The organism is Arthrobacter sp. UYCo732 (assembly GCF_040547265.1).
Taxonomy (GTDB): domain Bacteria; phylum Actinomycetota; class Actinomycetes; order Actinomycetales; family Micrococcaceae; genus Arthrobacter.
In genome coordinates this window covers 26,844-52,251 of record NZ_JBEPPJ010000015.1, presented here as the reverse complement: position 1 = coordinate 52,251, position 25,408 = coordinate 26,844, and the positions used below count along the sequence as shown (strand labels likewise).

General features: G+C 64.7%; 30 protein-coding genes and 1 pseudogene. 15 read left to right on the top strand and 16 right to left on the bottom strand.

Going from position 1 to position 25,408, the window contains the following annotated elements:
- Window positions 1-21 precede the first annotated feature (21 nt).
- Window positions 22-276, top strand: a complete 255-nt coding sequence (locus ABIB45_RS16620; protein ID WP_354216950.1) for a hypothetical protein — start codon at window positions 22-24, stop codon at window positions 274-276.
- Here the strand turns inward: ABIB45_RS16620 and ABIB45_RS16615 are convergent.
- The 3 genes from ABIB45_RS16615 to ABIB45_RS16605 form a co-directional block, all read right to left on the bottom strand.
- Window positions 259-546: a MoaD/ThiS family protein gene (locus tag ABIB45_RS16615; RefSeq protein ID WP_354216948.1), complete on the bottom strand. Its 288-nt coding sequence runs from the start codon at window positions 544-546 to the stop codon at window positions 259-261. The two genes, ABIB45_RS16620 and ABIB45_RS16615, sit on opposite strands and share 18 nt — an antisense overlap.
- On the bottom strand, window positions 539-1,675 hold the full coding sequence (locus ABIB45_RS16610) for a WD40/YVTN/BNR-like repeat-containing protein (RefSeq protein WP_354216947.1): 1,137 nt from the start codon (window positions 1,673-1,675) through the stop codon (window positions 539-541). Before ABIB45_RS16610 ends, ABIB45_RS16615 begins: the two co-directional genes overlap by 8 nt.
- Before the next feature lie 79 nt (window positions 1,676-1,754).
- On the bottom strand, window positions 1,755-1,955 hold the full coding sequence (locus tag ABIB45_RS16605) for a hypothetical protein (protein WP_354216991.1): 201 nt from the start codon (window positions 1,953-1,955) through the stop codon (window positions 1,755-1,757).
- Window positions 1,956-2,362: 407 nt separating this feature from the next.
- Between ABIB45_RS16605 and ABIB45_RS16600 the strand changes: the two genes are divergently transcribed.
- The 6 genes from ABIB45_RS16600 to ABIB45_RS16575 all read left to right on the top strand — a co-directional run bounded on the left by ABIB45_RS16600 (window position 2,363) and on the right by ABIB45_RS16575 (window position 7,714).
- Entirely contained in the window at window positions 2,363-2,962 is a 600-nt protein-coding gene (locus tag ABIB45_RS16600; protein ID WP_354216946.1) for a hypothetical protein, read from the top strand.
- 117 nt (window positions 2,963-3,079) lie between these two features.
- A complete protein-coding gene (locus ABIB45_RS16595) occupies window positions 3,080-3,841 on the top strand; it encodes a class F sortase (RefSeq protein WP_354216945.1) in 762 nt (253 codons plus the stop codon).
- 60 nt (window positions 3,842-3,901) lie between these two features.
- The gene (locus ABIB45_RS16590; protein ID WP_354216944.1) at window positions 3,902-4,420 is read left to right on the top strand and encodes a universal stress protein; all 519 of its coding nucleotides are present in this window, start codon (window positions 3,902-3,904) and stop codon (window positions 4,418-4,420) included.
- Window positions 4,421-4,718: 298 nt separating this feature from the next.
- Window positions 4,719-5,066 carry a metal-sensitive transcriptional regulator gene (locus tag ABIB45_RS16585; RefSeq protein WP_354216943.1) on the top strand — a complete coding sequence of 116 codons (348 nt, stop codon included), beginning with the start codon at window positions 4,719-4,721 and terminating at the stop codon, window positions 5,064-5,066.
- A gap of 86 nt (window positions 5,067-5,152) precedes the next feature.
- Entirely contained in the window at window positions 5,153-5,383 is a 231-nt protein-coding gene (locus ABIB45_RS16580) for a heavy-metal-associated domain-containing protein (RefSeq protein ID WP_354216942.1), read from the top strand.
- Window positions 5,384-5,407: 24 nt separating this feature from the next.
- Window positions 5,408-7,714: a heavy metal translocating P-type ATPase gene (locus tag ABIB45_RS16575; RefSeq protein ID WP_354216941.1), complete on the top strand. Its 2,307-nt coding sequence runs from the start codon at window positions 5,408-5,410 to the stop codon at window positions 7,712-7,714.
- Between the two features lie 7 nt (window positions 7,715-7,721).
- Here the strand turns inward: ABIB45_RS16575 and ABIB45_RS16570 are convergent, their stop codons facing one another.
- Window positions 7,722-7,994: a DUF2277 domain-containing protein gene (locus tag ABIB45_RS16570; protein ID WP_354216940.1), complete on the bottom strand. Its 273-nt coding sequence runs from the start codon at window positions 7,992-7,994 to the stop codon at window positions 7,722-7,724.
- A gap of 242 nt (window positions 7,995-8,236) precedes the next feature.
- On the opposite strand from ABIB45_RS16570, the gene ABIB45_RS16565 reads away from it, so the two are divergent.
- A complete protein-coding gene (locus ABIB45_RS16565) occupies window positions 8,237-8,500 on the top strand; it encodes a WXG100 family type VII secretion target (RefSeq protein WP_354215227.1) in 264 nt (87 codons plus the stop codon).
- A gap of 97 nt (window positions 8,501-8,597) precedes the next feature.
- Here the strand turns inward: ABIB45_RS16565 and ABIB45_RS16560 are convergent, their stop codons facing one another.
- The gene (locus tag ABIB45_RS16560) at window positions 8,598-9,599 is read right to left on the bottom strand and encodes an EamA family transporter (RefSeq protein ID WP_354216939.1); all 1,002 of its coding nucleotides are present in this window, start codon (window positions 9,597-9,599) and stop codon (window positions 8,598-8,600) included.
- A gap of 71 nt (window positions 9,600-9,670) precedes the next feature.
- Between ABIB45_RS16560 and ABIB45_RS16555 the strand changes: the two genes are divergently transcribed.
- The gene (locus tag ABIB45_RS16555; RefSeq protein ID WP_354216938.1) at window positions 9,671-10,216 is read left to right on the top strand and encodes a CGNR zinc finger domain-containing protein; all 546 of its coding nucleotides are present in this window, start codon (window positions 9,671-9,673) and stop codon (window positions 10,214-10,216) included.
- On the opposite strand, the gene ABIB45_RS16550 is transcribed toward ABIB45_RS16555, so the two are convergent.
- From ABIB45_RS16550 to ABIB45_RS16540, 3 genes are all read right to left on the bottom strand, one after another.
- Window positions 10,213-10,578: a hypothetical protein gene (locus ABIB45_RS16550; protein WP_354216937.1), complete on the bottom strand. Its 366-nt coding sequence runs from the start codon at window positions 10,576-10,578 to the stop codon at window positions 10,213-10,215. The genes ABIB45_RS16555 and ABIB45_RS16550 overlap by 4 nt on opposite strands.
- Before the next feature lie 107 nt (window positions 10,579-10,685).
- Complete coding sequence (locus ABIB45_RS16545; RefSeq protein ID WP_354216936.1) at window positions 10,686-11,276, bottom strand: hypothetical protein; 591 nt, start codon at window positions 11,274-11,276, stop codon at window positions 10,686-10,688.
- Window positions 11,277-11,301: 25 nt separating this feature from the next.
- Window positions 11,302-12,651, bottom strand: coding sequence for an MATE family efflux transporter (locus tag ABIB45_RS16540; protein ID WP_354216935.1), 1,350 nt, complete (start codon window positions 12,649-12,651; stop codon window positions 11,302-11,304).
- 123 nt (window positions 12,652-12,774) lie between these two features.
- Between ABIB45_RS16540 and ABIB45_RS16535 the strand changes: the two are divergent.
- Window positions 12,775-13,067, top strand: a pseudogene (locus tag ABIB45_RS16535) (DoxX family protein).
- 172 nt (window positions 13,068-13,239) lie between these two features.
- The gene (locus ABIB45_RS16530) at window positions 13,240-14,208 is read left to right on the top strand and encodes an acyl-CoA thioesterase (protein WP_354216934.1); all 969 of its coding nucleotides are present in this window, start codon (window positions 13,240-13,242) and stop codon (window positions 14,206-14,208) included.
- Window positions 14,209-14,236: 28 nt separating this feature from the next.
- On the opposite strand, the gene dnaB is transcribed toward ABIB45_RS16530, so the two are convergent.
- A complete protein-coding gene (dnaB, locus tag ABIB45_RS16525; RefSeq protein WP_354216933.1) occupies window positions 14,237-15,619 on the bottom strand; it encodes a replicative DNA helicase in 1,383 nt (460 codons plus the stop codon).
- A gap of 669 nt (window positions 15,620-16,288) precedes the next feature.
- Between dnaB and ABIB45_RS16520 the strand changes: the two genes are divergently transcribed.
- Both ABIB45_RS16520 and ABIB45_RS16515 read left to right on the top strand, forming a co-directional pair.
- The gene (locus ABIB45_RS16520) at window positions 16,289-16,744 is read left to right on the top strand and encodes a hypothetical protein (protein ID WP_354216932.1); all 456 of its coding nucleotides are present in this window, start codon (window positions 16,289-16,291) and stop codon (window positions 16,742-16,744) included.
- 2 nt (window positions 16,745-16,746) lie between these two features.
- Entirely contained in the window at window positions 16,747-17,319 is a 573-nt protein-coding gene (locus ABIB45_RS16515; RefSeq protein WP_354216931.1) for a hypothetical protein, read from the top strand.
- A gap of 16 nt (window positions 17,320-17,335) precedes the next feature.
- Here ABIB45_RS16515 and ABIB45_RS16510 read toward each other — a convergent pair whose 3' ends face one another.
- From ABIB45_RS16510 to rpsF, 7 genes are all read right to left on the bottom strand, one after another.
- Window positions 17,336-17,599, bottom strand: a complete 264-nt coding sequence (locus tag ABIB45_RS16510; protein WP_354253843.1) for a TFIIB-type zinc ribbon-containing protein — start codon at window positions 17,597-17,599, stop codon at window positions 17,336-17,338.
- 71 nt (window positions 17,600-17,670) lie between these two features.
- Entirely contained in the window at window positions 17,671-18,297 is a 627-nt protein-coding gene (locus ABIB45_RS16505; protein WP_354216990.1) for a CE1759 family FMN reductase, read from the bottom strand.
- A 91-nt stretch (window positions 18,298-18,388) separates the two neighbouring features.
- Entirely contained in the window at window positions 18,389-19,243 is an 855-nt protein-coding gene (locus tag ABIB45_RS16500) for a PhzF family phenazine biosynthesis protein (RefSeq protein ID WP_354216989.1), read from the bottom strand.
- A 264-nt stretch (window positions 19,244-19,507) separates the two neighbouring features.
- On the bottom strand, window positions 19,508-19,960 hold the full coding sequence (gene rplI, locus ABIB45_RS16495) for a 50S ribosomal protein L9 (RefSeq protein WP_354216930.1): 453 nt from the start codon (window positions 19,958-19,960) through the stop codon (window positions 19,508-19,510).
- Window positions 19,961-19,977: 17 nt separating this feature from the next.
- Window positions 19,978-20,217 carry a 30S ribosomal protein S18 gene (gene rpsR / locus ABIB45_RS16490; protein WP_003800144.1) on the bottom strand — a complete coding sequence of 80 codons (240 nt, stop codon included), beginning with the start codon at window positions 20,215-20,217 and terminating at the stop codon, window positions 19,978-19,980.
- Window positions 20,218-20,344: 127 nt separating this feature from the next.
- Window positions 20,345-20,923, bottom strand: coding sequence for a single-stranded DNA-binding protein (locus tag ABIB45_RS16485; RefSeq protein WP_354216929.1), 579 nt, complete (start codon window positions 20,921-20,923; stop codon window positions 20,345-20,347).
- A gap of 73 nt (window positions 20,924-20,996) precedes the next feature.
- Window positions 20,997-21,302 carry a 30S ribosomal protein S6 gene (rpsF, locus tag ABIB45_RS16480; protein ID WP_013602900.1) on the bottom strand — a complete coding sequence of 102 codons (306 nt, stop codon included), beginning with the start codon at window positions 21,300-21,302 and terminating at the stop codon, window positions 20,997-20,999.
- 445 nt (window positions 21,303-21,747) lie between these two features.
- Between rpsF and ABIB45_RS16475 the strand changes: the two genes are divergently transcribed.
- Entirely contained in the window at window positions 21,748-22,419 is a 672-nt protein-coding gene (locus ABIB45_RS16475; RefSeq protein WP_354216928.1) for a DUF1345 domain-containing protein, read from the top strand.
- 238 nt (window positions 22,420-22,657) lie between these two features.
- On the top strand, window positions 22,658-25,348 hold the full coding sequence (locus tag ABIB45_RS16470; protein ID WP_354216927.1) for an AAA family ATPase: 2,691 nt from the start codon (window positions 22,658-22,660) through the stop codon (window positions 25,346-25,348).
- The last annotated feature ends 60 nt before the right edge of the window (window positions 25,349-25,408 follow it).

The following is a 25,408-nucleotide window of genomic DNA, read 5'->3' as shown; positions in this document are numbered from 1 at the left end:
CTCCAGCCAGGAGGCCCAGCCATGTTGAAGGAAGCCAAAGCCAATGTGACCCGGATCCGCGCCCTGGACCAGCTACACCCCGGCGACGAAATCGAAGCGCGCCTGGCAGTTGGCCCGAACTACGACGACGTGGTCATCCGCCGCGGCAGCGTCCAGGAAACAGCACCCGGGATCGGCGTTGTGTGGATCATGGACCACCACACCGGCTCGCGGAAGGCCATCAACACGGACGAATGCAGCGTGTGGCGTCTCGCGAGGCTAACCGCCGGCCACTGACTGGATGACCAGCACCTCCTGGCCGGCAGCCACCTCGGTTTCCAGGCCCTGGAGCCGCCGCACTTCGTCGCCGTTCACGTAAATATTCACGTAGCGGCGAAGTGCTCCGGTTTCGTCCCGCAGCCGCCGAGCCAGCACCGGGTAATCCCCGGTCACCGTTTCCAGCAACTTTCCCACCGTCAGAGGTCCTTCGGCGGGCGCAGTCAGGATGGACTGCCCGCCGGCCAGCGGCTGCAGGACGCTGGGGAGCACCACCCTGATGTCAGGCACCGAGGGCCGCTGCCGCTTCCGGAACCGGCAGCGCCGCACCCGAGATCACAGCCGCCCTGACACAGAGGACGTCCGGGAGGTGCGATGCCACCTCGGCGAATGTTTCACCTTCGTCCGCACTGGCGTACACCGTGCCGCCCCGCGTGCCGAAGTAGACGCCTGCCGGTTCAGCGGAATCGGCAGACGCGGCGTCGCGCAGCACGCTGTTGTATTCGTTGGCGGGCAGACCGGAATCCAGCCGCTTCCAGGTGGCCCCGGCGTCGTCCGTGCGGTGCACCGCGAGCTTGCCCTCCGGCGGAATCCGCTCGCCGTCGGCCTTCAGCGGGACAACCCAGGCGGTGCCCTCCCGCCGGGGATGGGTCAGCATCACAAAACCGAAGTCCGCCGGAAGGCCTTCGGCGATCGAGTTCCAGTTCTCGCCATTGTCGTCCGTGCGGTACACGCCGTGGTGGTTCTGTGCGTACAGGCGGCCTTCGACGGCGGCATCCGCTGCGATCTTGTGCACGCACTGGCCGAACTCGGGGTTCGGATCCGGCATGAAGTAGGCCGAGATCCCCTTGTTCCGGGGCTCCCAGGAAGTCCCGCCGTCGAGCGAGCGGTACACGCCTCCGGTACTCATGGCGATGTGGACGGTATCCCCTGCCGGGTCCACCACGATCGAGTGGGCGGCCGCGCCGCCGTACCCGGCGCCCCAGTCGCTGCGGTGGGGATGGTCCCAAAGCCCGCGGTTGAGCTCAAAGTGCTCACCGCCGTCGGTGGATTTCCAGACTGAAATCGGCTCGGCCCCTGCCCACACCACGCCGGGCCGGGACTCGGCGTCCGGGTAGATCTGCCAGATCCGTTCCACCGCCGCGCCGGTGTCTTCGGGAAAGGTAATGGCGCCCTTTTCGGGTTCGGACCACGTGGCACCAAGGTCATCCGAATGGGCCACCGTGGGACCCCAATGCTCGGATCTGACGCCCACCATGATCCGCGTCCGGCCGTCCCGGGTGTCTATGCCGATGCTGGGTATTTCGCTCATGAGGAAGTGCGGGCCGGAAAAGGACCAATGCTGCCGGTCCTGGCTCGTAGCCAGCCAAAGGCCCTTTTTGGTCCCGATCGCCAGGACAAAACTCTCTGCGGTTGCCATGCACCCTATGCAACCACCACGGCCGGGGAGGCCGCAACGGTTTTTTGGCTATGTGGGTCAGGCCCGCAAACGCGCCGGCTCAGTCGACAAATTCGGACTGGGTCTCGATAAAATCCCAGTCCGCCTCGGTGAGGACCGCGACGGGAGTCCCGGGATGCGGTCCGCCCGCTTCGGCGATGCCCTGCAGCACCGGCAGCGGCAGCTCCTCAACGCGGAGGTTCTCCCGCAGCCATTCCTTGCTCTCCAGGCTCAGGTCCAGCCACCACATGTAGATTTCCATGCCAGTCACGCACCTTTCGTATGACTCAACGTTAGGCGCGGGCAGGTCACCGTTCAAGGGTGCTGGCTACCCGCGCGGCCCGAGTGTTCGACCCCGGGAATGTGCCGCCGTTTCCGCGTAGGGGCAGGTATCACCGCAGCTCAAAGGCGCTTAAAGACGAGTACCCGCTACTCACGACCAGCCCTCGCCCACTCCCCTAGCCTGAAGTCTCACGCAAAGCTGACCGTGCTGCTGGGGCACAGGTAGTCCGCTACTCCACCCCGCCACGGTCCGTGTCAAACAGACTGGGGAGAAACACCATGAAACGAGCCTTTCCTATTTTGGGGGTCGCGGGGCTGGCATTGCTCAGCGTCACGGCCCCGGCCTACGCCACGAATGAAAAAATCGACATTTGCCATAATGGCAAGATGAACAGCGTCAATTACAACGCTGCCTCACTGAACGGTCACATCGGTCACAGCGACGACATCATCGCACCCAACGAATTCCTGAAGGCCGGGCTGAACTGGGATGTTGCTTTGGGTTACACACAATGCGGCGGAACGGCCGTACCGCCGGTCGACCCGCCCGTGGACCCGCCGGCCGTACCGCCGGTCGACCCGCCGGTCGACCCGCCCGTGGACCCGCCGGCCGTACCGCCGGTCGACCCGCCGGTCGACCCGCCCGTGGACCCGCCTGTCGATCAGCCCGCAAAGGAACAGCCAGCCGTCCAGCCTGAAACACCGGTAACTCTGACACCAGCAGCACAGACGCCTGCAGGCCAGGCGGTAGCAGTGCCGCAGGGTGCGGTCGCCAGGACGCCGGCAGCAGTGCCGCAGGGTGCGGTCGCCAAGACGCCGGCAGCAGCAGTGAGCCGCGGCACCAACCAGGGCTTCAATGCGCAAACGGCAGTGGGCGGATCCAAGGCGAACACCACCTGGCTGGCCGGGCTGGGCCTCATGCTGGGTGCGGGTGCCCTGGTTGCGGTGCGGCGCACGTCCCGCAAGGAATCGCCGACGGCGGGCTGACGCCCCCAGAGCGTCCAAACGGCTCCACTGAGGGCGTCCTGCCAGACCTGGCGGGACGCCCTTGGACCTTTCCCTATCTTCAGCACCTGAGCACCGAACGAATATAGAGGGGGCATCATGGCGAAGCAGCCCGGCAGGCATGGCGCCCGGGGGCGCAAGCTCCGGGGATGGAACCGGGGCGACCTTGCCATCCTCCTGTGCGGCGTTTTGGGGTTCCTGTCGCTGACCTTCGGAGGTCCGCTGTTCAACGCCGGGGATACTAGCAACCACGGGGCTTCCAGCGCCCTGGCGGCGGAGCGGCCGGCACTGTCTGTTGGCCCGCCGTCGCACCTTCCATGGCCGCTGTCCCGCACGGGACAGGCCTACGCGGGGCCGCCCGAAGCGCCCGCCTCCAGCCCCACGCCGGGAGCCGCAGGCCCCGGACCGGCCCTGCCCGATGCGTCAGCGCCGGTGCGCATCCTGTACCCGGCGGCGGCAATCGATACCGCGGTCCACCCACTTGAACCGGATGGCTCCGCTGTGGCCAGCCGCACGGTAGTGCCGCCAGCCACCGTGGACGGTTACTGGCTGACGCCGTTCGGAGTTCCGGGGAACGGCTCGGGCAACACCACCTACATCATCGGGCACAGCTGGGAAGACCGGGACGCGCCGTTCAACCACCTCAGCTCCAACGCGGCCGAAGGCGACGAGTTCAACCTTTTCACGGCATCGGGCAGCATCCGCTACCGGGTGGACAGTGTCACCACATATCTCAAGGCCAGCCTTAAGGACAGCCCCATCTGGGAGATGGTGCCCAACCGCGTTGTGCTCATCAGCTGCTACACCGAAGATCCGTGGGGGAAGAACGTGGTGGTCACGGCATCGCCCACCATGGCGTAGGCCGCACGATCCACATTGCGGGGCCTGTTCAAGGACCGCCGCCGGGGACAAAATGGGGTTATGACTCCCGAACGGTTCATTGGGCCGCCCCCTCTCCTGGTGGGGGTGCTGCCCGATCAGCACCCGGAAGTACTGACCGCAGCGGCAGTCCTCGCGGCCAAGCTGTCGGCGCCGTTGCTTTGCGCGTATGTAGATGAGGCCAGCTACCTGGTGGAATGGGATCCTGGCAGATCGGCCCACCGACTCTTACTCCATCCGGAAAAGGACGACGACGAACTTCGCGCGGTGACCACCGGCCTCAGGGCCTCGATCGAACGCGTCGCGGCCAATGCCGGCACCGGAGGCGTGCCAGTGGAGTGGACCCTGCGCACCCTCGCGGGGGATCCGGGCCGCGCCCTGGCCCGGCTCGCCGCGGAAAACAACGTCCCCATGATCATCGTGGGGACGTCGGAACGCGGTTTGTCCCACCGGTTGTCCGAATTGCTCAACGGTTCAGTGGGCCTCTGGCTGACCCATCATCAAAGCAGGCCCGTGCTGGTGGTCCCCTACCGAGTGCCGGCGCATCAGGACAGCGAATAACCCCGGCGGAGCGCCCCGGAAGGGGGCTCAGAAGAGGCTACGAAATACGCTGCGGGGAGGGGCCGAAATAATAAAGCGAAAGTAGTTATTCAAGGTGGTGGCGCACAGCCGTACTGGCAACTAAGCTGGTTCAAGCAGAGCGATCCGGCAGCGAGCTGGCGAGAATCTGCCCAAAGACTGCTCCGGAGTGCGTATCCCCCAATAACGCACTCCGGAGCTTTTTTGTGGGCAAAATCCCTGCCAAAGATACCCCCAGGGGGTACTTGCGGTATACCCCTATGGGGTATATGTTGACTTTATGGAATCTCCACAAGCAACCGTTTCCAACCGCGAGGGCGCCGCACCCGCCCCGTCGCACGGCTACACGGCCAACAAAGAGGCCTATCTACGGAGGCTCAAGCGGATCGAGGGCCAGGTCCGGGGAATCGCCCGGATGGTGGACGAAGACAAATACTGCATCGACATCCTCACCCAGGTCTCTGCGGTGACCAAGGCCCTGCACGCCGTAAGCCTTGGACTGATGGAAGAGCACATCGGACATTGCGTGGTGGGCGCCGCCGCGGAACCCGATCCTGACCTCAGGGCGGAAGCCATCGACGTCAAGGTCAGGGAGGCGGCAGAGGCCATCGGCCGCCTACTGCGCTGATGCCGGTCCCTTCGTCGGGGCACTCAATAGACAGAACACACGAGCCACCAGCCGGCCAGCCGCCGGCCCTCCCAGAGGAGCCCATCATGAGCATCATCACCACCACCGTGAGCGTATCCGGCATGACCTGCGGTCACTGCGTTTCATCCGTCAGTGAGGAAATTGAGTCGCTTACAGGAGTTGAAGGGATCGACGTCGACCTCAACGCCGGGGGCATCTCCACCGTCACCATCACGTCCAGCCAGGAGTTGTCACCGGCCGATATCGGCGAAGCGGTGGCCGAGGCCGGCTACCTCGTTGTGGCCACCAACGCGTAATCACGTAAAGATCGGGGGTCCGCCATGAGCACCGAGCACATACTGGACCAGGCAGCGAGCCGGGTCGTGGAACTGGACATCGAAGGCATGACCTGCGCGTCCTGCGTCAACCGCGTGGAACGCAAGCTCGGCAAGCTCGACGGCGTGGAAGCCTCGGTCAACCTTCCGCTGGAGTCCGCCCACGTCACCGTCCCGGCCGGCATCTCAGACCAGCAGATTGTGGACATGGTCAACGCCACGGGCTACAAGGCAACGCTCCGAGCGATGCCCCCGGCCCCGCGTTCATTTACCGAGCACGGCGATCAGCATGTGCTCCACGAAGACCACATGTCCCACGGCGGAACTGCCGCGCAACTGAGGCCGCGGCTGATCGTGGCCGCAATCTTGACGGTACCCGTGTTCCTGATCTCGATGTTCCCGGCCCTGCAATTCCCTCATTGGGGCTGGGTGGCTGGGATATTGGCCCTTCCGGTGGTCAGCTGGGCTGCGTGGCCCTTCCACCGCGCCGCGGCCGTCAACGCGCGCCACCTTGCGTCCACCATGGACACGCTCGTCTCCATAGGCGTCGGGGCCGCCTACCTCTTCAGTGTCTGGCAGCTGGCCCTGGACCCCCGCATGACCGGGCACCCGGCTATGGAGGGGATGGAATCGGGCGGACTCTACTTCGAAGTGGCTGCCGTGGTCACCACTTTCCTGCTGCTGGGCCGGTTCCTGGAAGCGAACGCCAAGCAGAAGGCCGGCGACGCCCTCAAGGCCCTGCTGAACCTTGGCGCCAAGGACGCCTCCGTCCTGCATAACGGTGCCGAGCGCAAAGTCCCCGCCGGTCAGCTCCGCGTGGGAGACGTTGTGGTGGTCCGCCCCGGCGAGAAGATCGCCACCGACGGCGTGGTGATCGACGGCAGCTCCGCCGTCGACGCTTCCCTGCTGACCGGCGAGTCCGTCCCGGTGGAGGTGGGGCCGGAGAGCAAGGTCATCGGCGCCACCATTAATACGTCCGGACGGCTGCTGGTCCGGGCCACCAGGGTGGGTTCTGAAACCACCCTGGCCCAGATGGCGCGGCTGGTATCGCAGGCGCAGACCGGCAAAGCCCCCATCGCGCGCCTCGCCGACAGGATCAGTGCCGTTTTTGTCCCGATCGTTCTTGCCCTCGCGGTGCTCACCTTTGCTCTGTGGCTCCTCGTGAGCGCCCCGGTGATCGATCCCGCCGAGCTTCGGGCCGCGTTCACCGCCGCTGTAACGGTCCTGGTCATTGCCTGCCCCTGCGCGCTGGGGCTCGCCACCCCGGTGGGCCTGCTCACTGGAACCGGACGGGGCGCCCAGCTGGGCATCCTGATCAAAGGCCCGCAGGTCCTCGAAGACACCCGCGCCGTGGACACCATCCTGCTCGACAAGACCGGCACCGTCACCATTGGCAAGCTCGCCGTGGACGACGCCCTGGCGTTTGACAGCTACCAGTGCCGGGATGTGCTGCGGCTCGCCGGCGCTGTCGAGGCCGCCTCGGAGCACCCGATCGCGCATGCCATCGCGGTGGCCGCCCTGCACGCACAAAACGGGCACGACGACGGCGCGCGGCTGCCCGCCGTCGAACACTTCCGTTCAGCACCCGGCGGCGGAGTCGCCGGAACCGTCGAAGGGCGGGCTATTATCGCGGGCCGCACCGGCTGGCTCAGCGAAAACGGCGTCAGCATTTCCCCAGTGCAGCAGGAGGCGCTGGCGGCTGCGGAAGCAACCGGAGCCACGTCCATCTGGCTGGCGGTGGACGGTTCACCTGCGGGGATCATCAGCCTCCGGGACACCATCAAGCCCAGCTCCGCGGCCGCTATTGCCAGGCTCAAGAACCTGGGGCTGCGGCCCATCCTCCTGACCGGTGACAACGCCGCAGTGGCCGCACAGGTGGCCGCCGCCGTCGGGATCTCCCCCGGCGATGTCTACGCGGGCGTCCTGCCGGCCGGAAAGGTCGAGGCCGTCCGGAAGCTGCAGGCCGGCGGCGCCACCGTGGCCATGGCCGGCGACGGCGTCAACGACGCCGCCGCACTGGCGCAGGCTGATCTGGGCATCGCCATGGGATCAGGCACGGATGTGGCCATTGAAGCGGCGGATCTCACCGTGATGGGCGATGACCTTGGCCAGGTGGCCCAGGCCATCGAATTGTCCCGGCGGACGCTGGCCACCATCAAGACCAACCTGTTCTGGGCGTTCTTCTACAACGCAGTCGGCATTCCGGTAGCCGCCCTGGGCCTGCTGAACCCGATGATTGCCGGCGCTGCGATGGCGGCGAGTTCGGTCCTGGTGGTGGCCAACTCACTGCGATTGCGCAGCTTCGGCAAATAGCCGGCGCTCAGGCGGTACCGAAGCGGACGGCGGACCGGGCTTTGGCTTTCGCCGCCTCTTCGTCGCGGTCCTTGGCGGGCGCGTGCGTCACCAGCGAATCCAGCAGGTGCTGCGTGATGTGGGCGATTTCGTGCACCGCCATTTCGAAGGCGTCCTCGTTAGCCTTGGACGGCTTGGTGCTCCCGCTCACCTTGCGGACGTACTGCAAGGCGGCGGCGTGCACTTCCTCCGAGGTGGCGTGCGGTTCGTAGTTGTGGAGGGTTCGGATATTCCGGCACATATGCACATGCTAGGCTCTGGAACGCTTGGAATCGACCCCCTTGGTCCGGGCGGTGATCGAGCTTGTCGGGCGCCAGGTTCGGCACGCTGAAACCACCGAAATGCTGTCCGGCATGGGCAGCGGTGCCCATCGACGGGTTTCCGGGGCCGGGATAGGTTTCAGGTAATGGATCTTCCGGATCAGCCGGGGGCCGCTGGGGATGCCGATCTGGATCGGATCCAACGACGCATGAGGAGAAACTGATGGCTATTTGGGGCGCAGATGTAGAGCAGCTCAGGACTCTTGGCACGAAGCTGCAGGCCGGTGCTTCGGAGATCGAGCAGCAGAGGTCCAACCTGTCCCGCCTTCTGGACAGCACCACCTGGGAAGGCCCGGACGCGAAGAACTTCCGCAGCGAATGGTCAGGCACCCACACCAGTGCGCTGAACCAGGTCATCCAGGCGCTGAAGGATGCCGGCCAGAAGGCCACCAAGAACGCCAACGAGCAGGACCAGGCTTCACGCTAGCCAGCACCGCTTGACTGACCCGCTTGACTGAGGGCCCGGACACCACAAGTGCCCGGGCCCTCATTGGTTATGGGGTGCTTATGCGGCGGATCTGCACTTAGGGGACAGGTTCGACGTCGTTCGCGTGTTCCAGCGGCGCGCCAGACCCCGCGGGAACCGCGGCAGCCGGACGCAGCTCGTCCAGCCGCACCAGGACCACGCCACCAACAATCAGCAAACCGCCCAGAAGCTGGACGGCGCCGGGCAGCTCACCCAGAAGCAGCCACGCCCAGATCACGGCGAACAGGACCTCAGTCAGCGAAACGAAGGAGCCAACCTTGGAGCCGAGCGCGCGGGCAGCCATGATGCCGGACACGTAGGCAAGGACAGTGGCCAGGATGACCAGGCCGCCCAGGGCAACCCACCAGGGCGCAATCCACGGCCCCAGCCGCGTGTCCGCGTTACTGAAGGCCATGGGGAGCAGTCCCGTGGCTGCCGCGAGCCACATCACAGCCGCACCCGCCAGCAGTCCGGCTGACGCGAGGACGATCGGCGGCAGCGAATCGTTTTCCTTGGCTGTGATGAAGAAATAGATGGCCAGGCAGACCGCAGCGGCCAATCCCCAGAGGACCCCGACGACGTCGATCCTGACGGTGCCGGTGAGGTCCAGCACCAGGACCAGGCCGGCAAGGGACAGCGCGGTTCCGCCGAAGGTCAGGACTCGCGGTCTTCTGCGGCTGGCGGCCCAAAGCCACAGCACAATGAGCACCGGGGCCAGGTACTCCAGCAACAGCGCCACGCCCACGGAGAGGCGCGCCACCGCGTTGAAGTAGAAGAGTTGGCACGCGGCCACGCCGATCAGGCCGAAAAGGCCGATGGTGACCCAATTGTCCCGCAGCTGATGCCAGCGTCCCCGCAGTGCCAGGATGGCCGGAATGGCAAGAATCAGCGCGGCGCCGGTCAGCCGGGCCGTCACGGCCGCGCCCGGCGACCAGCCGCTCTCCAGCAGTGCTTTGGCGAAAGAGCCGGACAGACCGAAAACAGCCGAGGAGAACAGTGCGATCCGCAGGCCGGAGCCGAGGAATCCCCGCGCAGATGCACGGTTGAGGGCGGCAGACACCGTCGCCTCCTGTCAGGAGTAAAGTGGGATAATGGTCCTGACATTACGCCCGTACTCAGTAAGGAGTCAAGGTGGTCTTTGCCCCTGACACCGAGATTGCCCTGCGCACCGTGGTCAACCTGATCAACACGGCCGCGAACGGGCGGGAAACGCTGGCCACCGGGGCGGATCTGGACCAGTTCCTTGAGGCCGAGCGGTTCAGCGGTTCCCGCACCCACAACGCGGCGGAAGTGGCCAGCGTCCACGGCCTGCGCAGCCAGTTGGCGGCGCTGTGGACTGCAAACGAAGACACTGCGGTGGCCGCGGTCAACCGGCTGCTGCGTGAGGCCAATGCCCTCCCCCAGCTTAAGAAGCATGACGGCTGGGACTGGCATCTGCACGCCACCACCAGGGAGGCTCCCCTCGCAGACCGGATGGGCACTGAGGCCGCCATGGCGCTGGTGGACGTCATCCGAAGCAAGGAGATGGACCGGCTGTTGGTCTGCGAAGCGGAGGACTGCGATGCGGTGGTGCTGGATCTCAGCCGCAACCGGTCGAAAAGGTACTGCGATACGGGGAACTGCGCCAACCGTGCTCACGTCGCGGCCTACCGCGCGCGGCAAGCCTCAGTGCGCTAGGAGTGGCCGGGGCCGTCGGCGTCCGGCGCCCCGGAGGTGCTGCCCTGCTGGCCCTGGCTGTGCCCGCCGAATCCATGCGATGACTTCTTGGCCGAACTTCGGTTGACCCCGGAGCCCTTGCCCAAGTGCTCGGCGTTTTCCTTGTGGCTCATGGAGAGCATGGCCGCTATGACCAGTGTGACAATGAAGGCGATGCCGGCGCCGGTGAAGGCAAGATCGAAACGCAGGGGGCGGGCACTGCCGCCGGAGGCAAAAATCAGCACTGAGACAAAAGTGAGGATGGCCCAGAACGCAGAAAACATCAGCGGCCCCTTCACCGAGGTCCGCAGCTTGCGCGGTTTGCCTGGTTTCTGGTCTGCCACGATAGTTCCTCTCCTACAGTCACGCCGCAATGGCCTGCTGGTTCGAATGTGGGCGGTGGTCCCGCCCAGTGCGATTTCTACACCGGGTAGAAACGTTTGCCTCTAGTTTACGGCGTTGGGGCGGCGGTCCGGGAATCGTGCCGCAAGGTCAGCCCGGACAGGACCCACAGCACGCCGGAGATGAGGGCGCCGCCGCCGGCGACGCCGAGCAGGGCATGGGCTCCCAGGCTGATGAAGAAAGGCAGTGTGGCCGCAGTGCCGAGTCCGATGATGCCCGAAGCCAGCCAGTCGCGGGCCAGCACGTGCCGGCCCCGGTTGCGGATGCCGCAGTAGATCTCCACCGCGCCTGCGAGGCCGAGGCCCAGTGCCGCGACGATGCCGAAGACCCTGTCGCCATGAAGCAGTATCAGCGCTGCGCCCGCACCGGTCAGCAAGGCCCCCGCGGCGGACAGCACCTTGCCGGGCATGAGGTCCCGGGCAAAGCCGGCCTTCGGGCTTCCCCAGAGCAGCAGAAGCCCCGTGGCCAGCAGGTACAGTCCGCCAGACCAGCCCATGGCCTCAATCGACGGGCCCGGCCAAAAAATCGTTACGGCACCGAAGACCAGTGCGGCCAGGGCACGGAGCAGTACCGGCATCCACAGGTCAGGCTGCTGGGCGGTGCCGGCGGCTGTGTCTACGGGTGTCTGGGGTTGGTTCACCGGTCCAGTTTAGTGGCCGCGGGTCCTAAGGCGAACCCAGCACCATCCAGCGGTCCGACCGGGCCCGGAGCCCCAGCGTCACAGCCCGGGCGGCCATATAGGCCAGGGCAAACGCAGCCCACAGCCAAACAAGCCCGGCGGCCCCCGTCACCCCGGAGACTGCCACCGCCACCAGCAGCGGAGCGTAGACGGCCAGGTTGGCCAGCCCGGCCAACGCCAGGTATTTGGCGTCACAGGCTCCGATCAGCACCCCATCCAGGACAAAAACGTAACCGGCGATGGGCTGGCCCGCCGCCAGGATCCACAGCGCGTACGTCAGCGCCGACTGGACGCCGGAGTCGGACGTGAAGAGCACCCCTGCCCACGGCGCAGCGACGGCCAGCATGGCCCCCGTCACCACACCGAAGCCGGCCCCCCAGCGGATCATTGTCCCGGTCAGCCGCCGCGCTTTTGCCGGGTTTGCTGCACCCAACTCCTTGCCGATCAGGGCCTGGGCGGCGATGGCCAGGGCGTCCAGGGCAAAAGCGAGGAAGGAGAAGATGGTCATGGCCAGCTGGTGCGCAGCGAGATTGACAGCGCCCTGGCCGGTGGCCACAAAGACGGTGGCAAGGATGGCGATGCGCAAGCTCAGCGTGCGGAGCATAAGCCACGAACCAACACGGGTCATGTTCCGGATGCCTCGCCAGTCTGGCAGCAGGCTGACGCCGTGGCGTGCCGCGTTCCGCTGGACCATCACCAGATAGACGGCGGCCATGGCCCATTGCGCCACACTCGTGCCTATTGCCGATCCGGCCACTGACCAGCCGAGGCCATAGACAAGCCACAGGTTAAGCACGATATTCAGGGTGAAGCCGGCGGTGGCCACCACCAGCGGCGTTCTGGTGTCCTGCAGACCGCGCAGAACGCCCGTGCCGGCAAAAATCAGCAACATAGCCACGAGCCCGGGCATGGACCAGCGAAGATAGTCCACGGCGAAGGTCCGCACGTCCCCCTCCGCCCCCATCACGGTCACCAGCGGTTCGGCGGCCCAGAACCCTGCCACCGCAAGAACAACCCCCAGCAGAAATGCCAGCCAGACGCCGTCGCGCCCTGCGGCGAGAGCCTTGCCCAACTGGCCGTGGCCCATTGCGCGGGCCACCGCCGGAGTAGTGGAGTAGGCCAGGAAAACCATCAGTCCGACGGCGGTGTGCACCACAGCGGAGGCCAGCCCCACTCCTGCCAGCTGGGCAACGCCCAGATGCCCAACGATGGCCGAATCTGCCAACAGAAAGAGGGGTTCGGCGATCAGCGCACCAAACGCCGGAATGGCCAGTCGCAGGATCTCCCGGGTGTGGCTCGTGGACCGTTCCACGGCAGGGGCGGATTGATTGGGCATCGAGCCAGTTTAACGACGTCGCCGGCGGGGCAACCGGGCTTCCGTGACGCCCAGCGTCATGACATGGAACACAAAACCGGTCATTAGTTGATACTTCAACCAATTATCCCGGACACTCGGACCATGAACCAGTCACGCCTCACCACCACTGCCCTGACCATCCTGCGCGTCGCCCTCGGATTCCTCTTTGCTGCCCACGGTTGGCAGAAGTTCAACGAGTGGACCATCGCCGGCACCCAGGCCGCGTTTGCCCAGATGGGCGTTCCTGCAGCGTCTTCGCCGACAAGGGCGGCTACGAACTGGTGCTGCTCCTTGGCGCCGCTGCCTTGGCCTTCGCCCTGACCGGCGCCGGCCGCATCTCCGTGGACCGCGCAGTGTTCGGCCGCATGAACAACAAACTGGCAGTCCTCGCCTAAGCACCCCTCCCCCCGGACGCTCTTTCACTTAGTGCGCGTCTGAACGCAACGCTCTCTCACTTTCGATTGAAAGTGAGAGAGCGTTTTATTTTTTAAGGCCCGTAAGTGGGAGAACGTCCGGCGGGGGCGTCACAAGTGGGGCGGAGCAGGGGGAACCCCTAAGGTGGGCAGCATGATTGAGACCGCGGCCAATTCCGTCACCCTTCGATTCCTGGCAGCACCCACGGATGTGGGCCACAGCGGCTCAGTGGACGCCGGGACCGTGCTTGAGTGGGTGGATAAGGCCGCCTATGCCGCCGCGGTGGGCTGGGCCAAGTCCTACTGCGTCACGGCCTACGTGGGGAACATCCACTTCGCGGACCCCGTGAACAGCGGCGACATGGTGGAGGTGGAAGCCACCATCGTGTACACCGGCCGTTCCTCCATGCACATCCGGACGGTGGTCTCTTCCGGCGACCCCAAGGGTGGCCCGGCTACCATGCGAAGCCAGTGCATGGTGATCTTTGTGGCGGTGGGCGACGACGGCAAGCCCATCCCAGTCAAGCAGTTCGACCCGGTGACCCCTCCCGAGATCGAGGAGCGCGATCACGCCCTGGCTCGGGTCAAAATCCGAGAACAGATCGTTGAAGCCATGAATGCCCAGGAATATACCGACGCCGGAACGGCCGAACGCGTAACGCTGCGGTTTATGGCGGCACCCACTGATGTGAATTGGGGGGGGAAAGTCCATGGCGGCATCGTGATGAAGTGGATCGATGAAGCAGCCTACGTCTGCGCTTCACGATACTGCGGGAGGGACACCGTGGCCGTGTTCTCCGGCGGCGTCCGCTTCTACCGACCGCTACTGATCGGCCATGTGGTGGAAGTCGAAGCACGGCTGGTCTACACCGGGACCAAAGGTATGCACATCGCCGTACACGTCCGCTCGGGAGACCCCAAGGGCGGAGAGTTGAATCTCACCACCTATTGCCTCACCGTGATGGTGGCGCGCGACGCCGACGGCAACTCAGTGCCCGTCCGGGCCTGGGTACCAGTCTCGGGGGAGGACAAGCGCCTGCATGCACACGCCCGCGAACTGCTTGAGATACGCGGGACCGCCCCGGGGAACCGGCTGCCCAACCACCTGCTGTCACCGGGCTAAGCCGGCGGGCTACTGCAGGGGCCGGTCCCTAGAAGCCGCCGCCTCCGGCGTCGGCCGCCATGTTGGCGAAGCGCGAGTAGTGGCCCTGGAAGGCCACCACGATGTCCTTCGTGGGACCGTTGCGGTGCTTGGCGATCAAGATGTCCGCCTCACCGGCACGCGGTGACTCCTTGTCATAGACGTCTTCGCGGTGCAACAGGATCACCATGTCCGCGTCCTGCTCGATGGAGCCGGATTCGCGGAGGTCAGAGACCATGGGCCGCTTGTCCTGGCGCTGCTCGGAGCCACGGTTCAGCTGCGAGAGTGCGATGACCGGGACCTGGAGCTCCTTGGCCAGAAGCTTGAGCGCACGCGAGAATTCGGAGACTTCCTGCTGGCGGGACTCCACCTTTTTGCCGGAGCTCATGAGCTGCAGGTAGTCCAGAATCACGAGCTTGAGATCGTGCTGCTGCTTGAGGCGGCGGCATTTGGCCCTGATTTCCATCAGCGACATATTGGGGCTGTCGTCGATGAAAAGCGGGGCGTCGTTCATCCGGCCCATGGTGGTGGCGATTTTGGACCATTGTTCGTCCTTGATGGTGCCCTTGCGCAGATCCTGGAGCCCAATGGTTGCTTCGGCGGAGAGGAGGCGCATGGCGATTTCGTTCCGGCCCATTTCGAGCGAGAACATCACGGTGGCCAGGTTGTTCTTGATCGCTGCTGACCGGGCGAAGTCCAGGGCGAACGTGGACTTACCGACGGCGGGGCGGGCTGCGATGACAATCATCTGGCCCGGGTGGAGGCCGTGGGTGAGCTCATCGAGCTCATAGAAGCCCGTGGGCACGCCTGTCATGCCTTCGCCGCGGTGGCCGGACGCTTCGATCTCGTCCACCGTGGCTTCCATGACGTCTTTGAGGACCACATAGTCCTCGGCGGTGCGTCGCTCAGCCACGGCGTAGACCTCGGCCTGCGCCTGGTTGACCAGGTCCTCCACTTCGCCGTCGGAGCCGTAGCCCAGCTGGACGATCTTGGTACCGGCGTTAACCAGGCGGCGCAGGACGGCGCGCTCTGCGACGATCTCGGCGTAGTAACCCGCGTTGGCTGCGGTGGGGACAGTCTGGATCAGTTCGTGCAGGTAGGCGGGGCCGCCGATCCTATTGATCTCTGCACGCTTGGTCAGTTCGTCCGAGACCGTGACGGCGTCCGCGGGCTCGCCGCGGCCGTAGAGGTCGATGATGGCCTCGTAGATGGTCTCGTGCGCGGGCCGGTAGAAGTCCTGGCCCCGGAGGATCTCCACAACATCGGCAATGGCATCCTTGGACAGCATCATGCCACCGAGGACGGACTGCTCCGCCGGAATGTCCTGGGGAGGTTTTCGGCTGGCTTCCGAACCGCGGGTGCCCTCGATCGAGTCCAGGTGCGTTACTGACAAAGCTGCCGTCCTCCGTTGTGCCGCTGATGCGGCGGGTAAGCCATTTATCCTGTGGGGACCGTCCTGCGGAACTTCCACAAAGCGGCGTACATTCAGGTCTACCAGTGCCCACTGACATCGACGACCGTCCCTGCCTACAGAGAATCAGCGCGGCGGGCGCAGGAGTTATCCCCACAATCCACAGGTTATCCACAGAAGGTACCGCACCATGGGCGGGACCTGGCCCGTTGCTGGTCCCACCTCAAGGCAGCGGGGTTCCCTCGCTCCCCAAAAACAGGTATCCCGCAACGGTAGCCGCCCCTGCCTCAGCCTCCAAGCCAGCCATCGTCGGGGCCTGTGGATAACCTGTGCACTACATGGCACAGCTTGTGCACAGCCTGTGCATGAACCTGTGGATACAAAAAAACTTTTGCGCCAACCGGGCATCTGACCTGCGGAAACGTTCTCAGAGCATGTGGACTAAATATTCTTTTCGGGAACCTTCATCCACAGCTTGCAGCACGGCTCTGTTGAAACGCGGGCGGCTTTGGGGGCACCGCGGCGCCCATTCAGGCGGTGTTGGTGATGAACCCCCCAGGTGGCGGAGATGTTTTGACGGTAGGGCCGAACGGATGTATGCAATGGGAAGAATGTGCTGTGGATAACAGCCATCTGACATAAGCTCTAAGCATGGGCGACATACTGATGGTGTTATTGCCTGCCGGAATACTGGTGGCAGTTCTATGGACGCTCGCAACAGCTCTCCGGCCGCGCGATTCCGGGACCTCGGACGCGGAAAAGTACCAGCAGGACCTCGCCAGGCGCTCGGCAGAGCACTATGCCGAGCAGGTACGGGTGGCAACGGCAGTGCGTGCCCGCCTCGAAGCCAATACCCGGCCAAGCCAGAATGAGCAGCAGCAGTCCCAGCAGGAAGACCACGCCCGCGCGGCACGGAATGCCCAGTCCGGGCCGGGGGCCGGTCCCTATGGCCAACTGGCTCTCCCTGGCGGGCAGCTGGATCCACAGCTGGCCATGCAGCTGCAGATGATGGCGCGCGACGGGCATAAGATCCAGGCCATTAAACTCCTGCGCCAAGCAACCCACACAGACCTGGCCACCGCCAAGAAGTACATAGATCGGCTTTAGAAATGGAATCGCTCGTGATCCCCGTCATCATCCTTGCGGTCGTGGCCGCCGGCGTAGCCCTGGCAGCCCGCGCGCTTGGCAAACGGCGGGCTCCCGCCAGCCAGGCCGGAACCGCCCCGGCGCCGGACGCAACCGAGCTGGCGCGCATAGCCGCCGCCAAGCTCAGCGAAGCCCAGCACCGCAGGCTGTACGCGCTGATTGCCCAGGGGCAGGCGATGGCGGCCATCAAGCTCTACTACGAGTCCACGGGGGACGGCCTGAGGGCCTCCCGGGACGCTGTGGGGGCGCTGGCCGCCCACCCGCAGCCCTACCGGCGCCCCGATGCCAAGGCTGAGGACGTGGAACCCGACGACGATGACACGCCCCAGCGGTTCCCGTACCGCTACCGTGCCATTGCCAGCAAAGGCGACGTGACGCGTGAGGTCAGCAGCAACATGCTCAACGATGAGATCTACGGACGGATCCGCACGCTGGCGCGCAGTGGAGACGCTGAGGGCGCCGCCACGGCACTGACGAAACACTCTGATATTTCCCTCAAGCAGGCCCGCGAGTTCATCGCCCTCCTGGACGATTAGAAGTCGAACAGGTAGCTTAGCCACCCTTCCTTCGTCTTGGGCTGCCTGCGGTCGTAGTCGCGGTCATGTTCCTGCTTGCCGTATTTGTGGTCATCCTAGCGCCGCTGGTCGTACGGCGCCTCGTCGGACCGCGGCTGCTCGCGGCGCGGGGCGCCGCCGGAGCGCTGGCGCCCATGGTGGCATTGGCGCGGTCGATGATCTTGTCCAGCTCTCCGCGGTCCAACCAGACGCCACGGCACTGTGGGCGGTAATCGATCTCCACTCCGCTGCGCTCACTCATGATCAGGTCAATTGAATCGACCGGCGGCAGCAATTAGTTCGGCAGCCTGAACCGGAGGCGGCAGGTAGGTCCTACCGTCCGCCGGAGATGCCCGCCAGGAGCTGCTCAAAAGGCAAGGACTCCGCCGCTGCGGGCTTCAAGCCGGGCTGCGCGCCTTTCAGGAGCCCGGCAAACTCCGATGCTGCCCGCTCCACGCGGTCCGAAAGCGGTGATCCGCCGTCGTCGGTGTGTCCCCAATCCTGGGGGCCGGCGAAAACGGCCGTGGCGGCCATCCGGGTACGCAAGTAGCTGAACAGCGGACGCATGGCATATTCGAGGACCATCTGGTGGCGGTCCGTGCCGCCGGTGGCGCCCAGCAGGACAGCTTTGCCTTCCAGGGACTTGGGGTCCAGGACGTCGATGAAGGATTTGAAGAGGCCGCTGTAGGACGCGCTGAACACCGGGCTGACAGCGATGATGCCCTCGGAAGCCCCGACGCCGGCGATGACCTCTGCCAGACGCGGAGCCGCGTAGCCCGTGACGAAGTTGTTCGCGATGTCCACCGCGAGATCCCTGAGTTCGACGACGTCCACGGTCACCTCGTAGCCAGCGTCCGCCAAGTGGTGCTCTGCGGCAGCAGCGAGCTGGTCGGCGAGCAGCCGGCTCGACGACGGCACGCCCAGGCCGGCGGACAGTACAGTGATGCGGCGGGTTTCCACCATGGACTCCTCAGATTCGGAACAGTTACACAATGCATGTGTTTGCATGTACTGAGGTAACCGGCGATGCGCGGTGTTTATTCCAGCGGGATTACAGCAGCACTGTTCCGCTGATACACGTGGTGGAGTTGCCGCCCACCCAGACGTCGCCGGTGGCAGCGTGCACGTGGACGCGGCCCGCCCGGCCCAGCACGGTACCCTGCGCGGCCGTATACGACGACGGCGCCCGGCCACTGCCGATCAGCCATTGAGCCGCGCCGGCATTGAAGCTGCCCGTAACCGGGTCCTCGGCAGCGGCATCGCCCGGGATGAATGTCCGCACTTCATAGTCAGATCCAGTGTCCCCGGTGTGCGGCCCGATCACGCCCACGTTCAGGTCGTCCAGGGCACCAAAGTCGGGCCTGATGCCGAGCACCTGCCCGGCGGATTCCAGGAGCACGCCGATCCATTGGGGCCCGTTCACCAGCCAAGAGGCATCCAGAAGTTCATGGCGGGGCAGGCGAAGACCTTGGGCGATCCGCGCCATGTCCGCTTCAGCCACCGGTCCGGTGCGCGTCAGGGGCGGCGCCGCGAACGCCAGCCGCCCGCCGTCGCGCTTCACACAGACCAGTCCGGCCCCACATTCCTGGACCAGCACGCCGTCTTGCTTGGGGACGCCGCCGGCTTCCAGCCATGCATGGGCCGAACCCAGCGTGGGATGGCCTGCGAAAGGGAACTCCTCGTGGGCAGTGAAAATCCGGACGCGGTAGTCGGCCTCAGGATGCGTGGGCGGCAGAAGGAAGGTGGTCTCTGGGAGATTGGTCCAGTTGGCAAACTGCTGCATCTGCTCTGTGCCGAGGTCTTCGGCGTCAACAACTACTGCGACGGGATTGCCCCGGTATGGTTCGGCCGTGAACACGTCCACCTGGGTGAACGGACGACGGCGGCGGGCGGGGGCAGGATTCAGGCTCACCGCGGCAGGCTATCACCCGTGGCGGTGCGGCTGACAAACGGCCCGGGCACCGCCAGACTTCCGGCATGGCTGAAAACAAACCCACGCAACCGGCGCGTCAGTGGACGAGTTCCTGGCCTCCTGACGTAGCAACGCGGGGTCAGTTAGCGCCACTTTGCCGGCTAAAAATGGGCCTCATCTGACCCGCGTTGCATAAGGGAGGCATAAGAAAACCCCCGCCGCCGGATTCCGGCAACGGGGGTCTTCAAGCAGTAAAGACTACTTACCTGCGACTACGTCGAGTTCGATCACAGCAGCAACGTCAGCGTGGAGGCGGACGTTGGCCTGGTAGGAACCGACCGACTTGATGTGTGCCGGCAGTTCAACCTTGCGCTTGTCGATTTTGCCAAGGCCAGCGGCCTCAACAGCGTCGGCTACGTCGGCCTGCTTGACGGTGCCGAACAGGCGTCCGGTCTCGCCAGCCTTGACAACGAGCTTGACCGGCTTGGCGGAGAGAGCAGCGGCCTGCTTCTGAGCATCTTCCAAGGAAGCGTGCTCGCGGGCGGCACGGGCAGTCTTGATGGACTCAACCTGCTTCTCGCCACCCTTCGACCAGGTCAGGGCGAAGTTGCGGGGCAGCAGGTAGTTACGTGCGTAACCGTCCTTGACCTCCACAACGTCGCCAGCAGCACCGAGACCGGTTACTTCGTGGGTCAGAATGAGCTTTGCCATGTTAGTTAATCCCTTCCTTAGCCGCGGCCAGCGCCGGAGTAAGGCAGCAGAGCAACTTCGCGGGCGTTCTTGATTGCCTGGGCGATCTTGCGCTGTTCCTGCACCGTGACGCCAGTGACGCGACGGGCGCGGATCTTTCCGCGGTCGGAGATGAACTTGCGCAGCAATGCTACGTCCTTGTAGTCGATGACAGTGATGTCAGCGGCCTTCAAGGGGTTGGACTTTGGTTTGGGCTTACGGAGTTCAGCCTTAGCCATCGTGGAGCTCCTATTCTATGGAGCCCGTGGATATTGATCCACGGGATGGTGGTGGTCCGACGGCGGCAGTCGCCTGGTGCCTTGCGGCAACCGGGCGGTCCCGGCGTAGGACCTGAATTTTTGGTGGTTAGAAGGGAGGTTCGGAATCGGGGCCGTTGCCCCAGCCGCCTGCGTTGGAGACACCGGGCGTTGCCCAGGGATCCTCCTGTGCAGCCTGCTGGTTGCCGCCACCGGAGCCGCCACCGGAGTTGCCGCCCTGGTTTCCACCAGAGTTGCCGCCGCCGAAGCCACCGCCGCTGTTGCCGCCGCCGAAGCCGCCCTGACCACCCTGGCCGCCGGAGCGCTGGGTGCGGTTGACCTTGGCATTGGCGTAGCGCAGGCTCGGGCCGATTTCATCGACTTCGAGCTCGATAACGGTGCGCTTTTCGCCTTCTTTTGTTTCGTAGGAACGGCTCTTCAAACGGCCGGAAACGATCACGCGCATGCCCTTGGTGAGGGATTCGGCGACGTTCTCGGCTGCTTCACGCCACACCGCTGCGCGGAGGAACAGGGTTTCCCCGTCCTTCCACTCATTGGACTGGCGGTCAAAGGTGCGTGGGGTGGAAGCGATGGTGAAGTTCGCTACTGCCGAACCTGACGGTGTGAACCGCAATTCCGGGTCATTGGTGAGATTACCGATGACCGTAATGGTGGTCTCGCCTGCCATCTACTGCCTCCTTGTTCGATCCTGGGTGAAGAATTCGATCCTGCGGGGTGAAGAATGAAAATCGGAGCTGAAATTATTCAGCAACGACCTTCTGCTCTTCGGGGCGGGTGATCTTGGTGCGCATGATGGTCTCGTTAAGAGACAGCTGGCGGTCAAGTTCCTTGGCGGTCTCCGGCTTGGCGGTGAAGTTCACCACGGCGTAGATACCTTCAGACTTCTTCTTGATTTCGTAAGCCAGTCGACGACGGCCCCAGATGTCAACCTTTTCGATGGTTCCACCATCGTTGGTGATGACGTTCAGGAACTTCTGAAGCGACGGCTCAACGGTACGCTCTTCGACCTCGGGGTCGATGATTACCATCAATTCGTAAGGACGCATATGTGAACCCACCTCCTTTGGGCTAAGCGGTTACGGCATTTCCGTAACAGGAGGTTCATTTGCGATGCCATGCATGCCCGGCCAACGGAACGGAGGCAGGGCGCAGCACAGACTTCAATATCTTAGTGCATTTGGACCGGATAGGCGATTCGCGCTTGACTCAAGGCTAGGCGCCGTGGTGGCAAGGCGGAAGCCGGAGCGCGGCTATGTGGAAAACCCGTGGCCACAAACCGGCTGTCGGGGTTTCTGTGGATAACTCAGCACCAAAGGCCCGATGTGGCTAGCCTTAAACCCAAGCGTCAGGGCCGTCCGGCGCATCACATTGCTGAACAAGGACATCAACAAGGACATCAACGAGGGAACCCGCAACTATGCGCCTTTCGGCACGGCAACCGGAGGTAAAGAACGCACCTCGTGACCGAGGCCGGCGTGGCATGATCTCCTTATGACCGGCACCTCATCCAGCCACCCACCCACGTCGCCACGGGCCAAGCGCGCCTTGTGGCGATTCCTGGCAATGGTCGTCGCGGGCGTCGTAGCCGGATTGGCCACCGGCCTGTGGGGCGAATGGATCTACGCTCCGGCCGTGGGCTGGGCGGTGGCGGCGGGTGTCTACAGCCTCTTCGTGTGGATAGTCATCAGCCCCATGAACGCCGAACAGACAGCACGACACGCCCGGGAAGAAGATCCGCGACGTGCCACCGCCGATTTTCTCATCCTCTGCGCCGCGGTGGGCTCGCTTGCGGCGTTTGTCCTGGTGATGTTCGGAGCCAAGGACGCGCAGGGCCTGGACAAGTTCCTGCTCGCCCTGCTTGCCCTGCTGGGGGCCGTCTTTTCGTGGCTGCTGGTGCATACGCTGTTCACGTTGCGCTACGCGGAGGTGTATTACACCGCTGGGCCGCCCCGCGGGATCAACTTCAACCAGGACGAACCGCCGCAGTACGCGGATTTCGCATACATGGCGTTCAGCATGGGCATGACATACCAGGTCTCGGACACTTCCATCACCACCAGGGAGATGAGGTCTGCAGCTTTGCGGCACAGTCTGCTGTCGTATGTCTTCGGCGTCGGGATTCTGGCCACCACCATCAACCTGGTGGTAGGCCTCGCCGCCTAAAGCCGGTGGTCCGGGCCCACGCCGCTAAGGTGAGTACCAGCCGCACACCCTAGGTGGTGTACCTAGTTCTTTGCGTCAACTAATACTGTGGTGCGGCCCAATCCTTGGAGGTTAGATTGTGATCCATCGGCTGGGAACCGTGAAGTTGGCCCGCAGTCAGGCAGTTGGCTGGACGGCCTCGACGTGGGTGTAGTTCAAAGCAGGTAATAGGTCTCATTCTTCGATGGATGGGGGCTTTATGTCGTTAATTGGCCGGAGCAAGGAGTTGGACCGGATCCTCGCGGTGATCCGGGGTCCGAAGGAATCTGCCCTCACGGTTGTGGGTGGGCGGGGAATGGGCAAGTCCGCGCTGTTGGCTGCGATCCCGCGGCTTTCCGATCACCAGACCGTCTTTCTGCGGGCAAGCGCATCGGAGTCGGACTGGCCACTCTCAGGCCTGACAGCGCTGCTGAACGGGATCGATGACCCGGTCCTTGGCCGGTTTGCCGAGGAGCTGCTGCAGAACTCAGCCGGCGCCACGGATGTCTCCGCAGTCGCCACAATGCTGCTCAACAGGCTTCATCAGCGGTCGTCCTCACGGACCGTCGTTGTGGTGGACGATGCAGACCAGCTTGATCCCAGCAGCCAGGCCGTCATCGGGTTCCTCGCGCGCCGCCTGTCCGGAACGGACATAGTTCTCTTCGCCGGCGTCCGGAATGAGGTGCCGGACAGCCCCTTCGGCAGCCTCCCAGCACTGCATCTGATGGCCCTGAACTACAACGACACCGTCCGGATGCTGGAATCGATCCCGGCGCGGCAGACTGCGCCGACGGCGGTCCATGCGGTCGCCGCCGCAACCCAAGGGAACCCGCTCGCCGCCGTCGAGCTATACACGTGCCTGCTGGAACGCCATGCCGAGGGCAAATACGCGCTGCCCATTCCACTGCCCTGCAAAGGAAGCTTTGAATCCGAGTTCGCCGCGACGGTGGGCGCCCTCACTCCAGCTGCCCGGCAAGCCCTTGATTTGATGTCGCTTTCCTGCCGAAGCGACATTGCCACGCTGGAGAACGTCTACAGCGAACTGTGGACAGGTGTGGATGAGCTCCTGGCCAACGGCATAGTCAGCCGCTCCGGTCCCCACCTGCGGATCCAGGACCAGCTCCTGCGTGGATATGTTTTCGCCGCCATGACACCGTCGGTCCGCACAGCCAACCACCGCTCGCTCGCGGAAGCAGCCGGTGAGACCGACCAGTACGCGCGCCGGTGGCATCTGAGCTTCAGCTCGCTGGAACGCCAGACCCCGTTCGGCCTCCTTCGGTTTGCTGTTGACCTGATCCGCAGCGGGGACGTGTCCTTCGCCGTGGAGTACATCGAGCGCGCCCTGACCATCAACCCATGGGAAGCAGAAACGGCGGCGCGGCTCACAACCCTGGCTGAGCTGCTGTTCAACCGCGGTGAACTTGTCTACGCGAAGCGTTACCTGGACTGGGCCCGCAGGGTGACGCGCAACCCGGCCCTGATTATGCGGCTGACCGGACTGGCCTTCGAGATCCAGTTCATCCAGGGTGCCACGGTGCGGTCCAACATGGTGCTGCGCCTGGTCAAGGAGTTCGGGCAGCACGACCCCGCATATGCCGCCACGCTGTTGGGCGTCGGTTCACTCTTTTACGCCGAGCGGTGGGAGGTGGACGACGCCGTCAGCTTGCTCCGCCACGCCGAAGAGTTCCGGGACGCCGCCTCCAAGGAATGCCTCGCGGTGGCTGACCGCGCCAAGCTCCTGATCGAGGCCATCAAGGGGACCCCGGCGCAACAGGGCCGCAAACACGACGCCGGCAGTGGCACCGTGGCCGGCCTGTTGGTGCAGGGCCGCGCCCTGACCTACGGCGAGCACCATGAACTTGCCCAGGAGGCCTTCGCGATGGTGCGGAGCTCCGTTGAGGCCAGCAGCATCAACTGGCGGGAAACCGCAGAATACTTCGCCGTGGACAACGAGATCCGCGCGGGGAATGTCGGGAAGGCCGTCCGGCTCATCGAAGACCTCGAACTCACCGAGCCCGAAACCAAATACCACCGGGGGATGCGGCACATTTTCCGGGTGTGGCGGGCACATTCGCTGGGCGACGAGGCGCTGGCGCAACTGTATTTTGCCGATGCCCAGCATTTCGCCGGAGCGGACAGCCATCCGGCAATCACGGCCCAGCTGGCGGCCTGCCAAGGCCACTTCGCGCTGATGCGGGGAAACCTGGCCGAGTCCTCCGCCCAACTCTCACGCGCCGCGGAGATCGGCATGAGATTCAGTAATCCCACGCTGCTGCGCTGCGAAGCGGATCTTGTGGAAGTCCTGATCCGGCTGGGCCGGCACCGCGAAGCCACCGCTGCCCTTTACCGGCTGGAGAGCCGGGCCGTCGGCTTGAGGTCGCCTTGGCTGCTCATGGCTGTGGCCCGCAGCCGGGCCATGCTGGCCGACGGGGAGCAGTCGGTTCAACTGTTCAACCACGCACTTGAGAGCAGGAGCGGCCACGATTCGCTGCTGGAGCGGGCCAGGACTTTGCTTTGCTTCGCAGAGCGGCTGGGCGCCCTGGGCCGGCTGCGGGAATCCAGGGACGGCCTGCTGCGCGCAAAGGTGATGTTTGACGAGGCCGGCGCCGCTGCCTGGACGCAGCATGTTGATTCCCTGCTGCTTGACGAGCGGGTGGAACCGGCGCGCACGCCTGGAAACCCGGCCTTGCTGATGCTCGTCGACCACGAACGCGCCCTCGCGCAGATGGTGGCCCGCGGCATGCGCAACAAGGAAATCGCCGCCACACTGTTCGTCTCCATCCGGACCGTGGAGGTGCGCCTTACAGCCATCTACCGCAAGCTTGGAGTGGAATCGCGGGCGCAGCTGACGGCCTTGGCCGCCGGGAAAGCAGCCGCCCGGCGGGAACCGTACGTTCTGCCTGTCATCTAGGCATGCGCCCAGTTTGCAGCTACCCGCAGTTTCCGCAATGTTCCTTTCAGCCAGCCACAT

What these genes read in the sequence shown, in the direction of transcription:
- ABIB45_RS16595 (WP_354216945.1), top strand. Translation starts at nt 3,080, where the DNA reads ATGGCGAAGCAGCCCGGCAGGCATGGCGCCCGGGGGCGCAAGCTCCGG.
- ABIB45_RS16475 (WP_354216928.1), top strand. Translation starts at nt 21,748, where the DNA reads ATGACCGGCACCTCATCCAGCCACCCACCCACGTCGCCACGGGCCAAG.
- ABIB45_RS16520 (WP_354216932.1), top strand. Translation starts at nt 16,289, where the DNA reads ATGGGCGACATACTGATGGTGTTATTGCCTGCCGGAATACTGGTGGCA.
- ABIB45_RS16515 (WP_354216931.1), top strand. Translation starts at nt 16,747, where the DNA reads ATGGAATCGCTCGTGATCCCCGTCATCATCCTTGCGGTCGTGGCCGCC.
- ABIB45_RS16510 (WP_354253843.1), bottom strand. Translation starts at nt 17,599, where the DNA reads ATGAGTGAGCGCAGCGGAGTGGAGATCGATTACCGCCCACAGTGCCGT.
- ABIB45_RS16605 (WP_354216991.1), bottom strand. Translation starts at nt 1,955, where the DNA reads ATGGAAATCTACATGTGGTGGCTGGACCTGAGCCTGGAGAGCAAGGAA.
- ABIB45_RS16530 (WP_354216934.1), top strand. Translation starts at nt 13,240, where the DNA reads ATGATTGAGACCGCGGCCAATTCCGTCACCCTTCGATTCCTGGCAGCA.
- ABIB45_RS16600 (WP_354216946.1), top strand. Translation starts at nt 2,363, where the DNA reads ATGAACAGCGTCAATTACAACGCTGCCTCACTGAACGGTCACATCGGT.
- ABIB45_RS16570 (WP_354216940.1), bottom strand. Translation starts at nt 7,994, where the DNA reads ATGTGCCGGAATATCCGAACCCTCCACAACTACGAACCGCACGCCACC.
- ABIB45_RS16590 (WP_354216944.1), top strand. Translation starts at nt 3,902, where the DNA reads ATGACTCCCGAACGGTTCATTGGGCCGCCCCCTCTCCTGGTGGGGGTG.
- ABIB45_RS16540 (WP_354216935.1), bottom strand. Translation starts at nt 12,651, where the DNA reads ATGCCCAATCAATCCGCCCCTGCCGTGGAACGGTCCACGAGCCACACC.
- ABIB45_RS16610 (WP_354216947.1), bottom strand. Translation starts at nt 1,675, where the DNA reads ATGGCAACCGCAGAGAGTTTTGTCCTGGCGATCGGGACCAAAAAGGGC.
- rpsF (WP_013602900.1), bottom strand. Translation starts at nt 21,302, where the DNA reads ATGCGTCCTTACGAATTGATGGTAATCATCGACCCCGAGGTCGAAGAG.
- ABIB45_RS16470 (WP_354216927.1), top strand. Translation starts at nt 22,658, where the DNA reads ATGTCGTTAATTGGCCGGAGCAAGGAGTTGGACCGGATCCTCGCGGTG.
- rplI (WP_354216930.1), bottom strand. Translation starts at nt 19,960, where the DNA reads ATGGCAAAGCTCATTCTGACCCACGAAGTAACCGGTCTCGGTGCTGCT.
- ABIB45_RS16585 (WP_354216943.1), top strand. Translation starts at nt 4,719, where the DNA reads ATGGAATCTCCACAAGCAACCGTTTCCAACCGCGAGGGCGCCGCACCC.
- ABIB45_RS16485 (WP_354216929.1), bottom strand. Translation starts at nt 20,923, where the DNA reads ATGGCAGGCGAGACCACCATTACGGTCATCGGTAATCTCACCAATGAC.
- ABIB45_RS16620 (WP_354216950.1), top strand. Translation starts at nt 22, where the DNA reads ATGTTGAAGGAAGCCAAAGCCAATGTGACCCGGATCCGCGCCCTGGAC.
- ABIB45_RS16565 (WP_354215227.1), top strand. Translation starts at nt 8,237, where the DNA reads ATGGCTATTTGGGGCGCAGATGTAGAGCAGCTCAGGACTCTTGGCACG.
- ABIB45_RS16575 (WP_354216941.1), top strand. Translation starts at nt 5,408, where the DNA reads ATGAGCACCGAGCACATACTGGACCAGGCAGCGAGCCGGGTCGTGGAA.
- rpsR (WP_003800144.1), bottom strand. Translation starts at nt 20,217, where the DNA reads ATGGCTAAGGCTGAACTCCGTAAGCCCAAACCAAAGTCCAACCCCTTG.
- ABIB45_RS16580 (WP_354216942.1), top strand. Translation starts at nt 5,153, where the DNA reads ATGAGCATCATCACCACCACCGTGAGCGTATCCGGCATGACCTGCGGT.